1 protein-coding gene is annotated in these 512 nt (G+C 76.0%); it reads left to right on the top strand.

Annotated elements, in window-relative coordinates; all coding sequences use genetic code 11:
- Positions 1-512: hypothetical protein (locus ACZ6O2_RS28925; RefSeq protein ID WP_466025056.1), on the top strand; the 512-nt coding region annotated here is incomplete at both ends.

Below are 512 nucleotides of genomic sequence, written 5' to 3'. Positions count from 1 at the left end.
CCTCGCGGTCACCGCCACGGAAGCCGCCGCCCTGGCGCTCGCCGCCCTCACGGCGGTCGCCGCCGCGGAAGCCACCTTCGCGACGCTCACCGCCGCGGAAACCGCCCTCGCGGTCACCGCCACGGAAGCCACCGCCGGGCCTGTCGCCACCCTCACGGCGGTCGCCGCCGCGGAAGCCACCCTCGCGACGCTCACCACCGCGGAAACCGCCCTCACGGTCACCACCACGGAAGCCACCGCCGGGCCTGTCGCCACCCTCACGGCGGTCGCCGCCCCGGAAGCCACCTTCGCGGTCACCGCCACGGAAGCCACCCTCACGGCGCTCACCACCGCGGAAACCGCCCTCGCGGTCACCGCCACGGAAGCCACCCTCGCGACGCTCGCCACCGCGGAAACCGCCCTCGCGGTCACCGCCACGGAAGCCACCCTCGCGACGCTCACCACCGCGGAAACCGCCCTCACGGTCACCACCACGGAAGCCACCGCCGGGCCTGTCGCCACCCTCACGGCGG

Source organism: Micromonospora sp. NPDC048040, from assembly GCF_055587185.1.
This window is presented reverse-complemented; position numbering and strand designations above follow the sequence as displayed.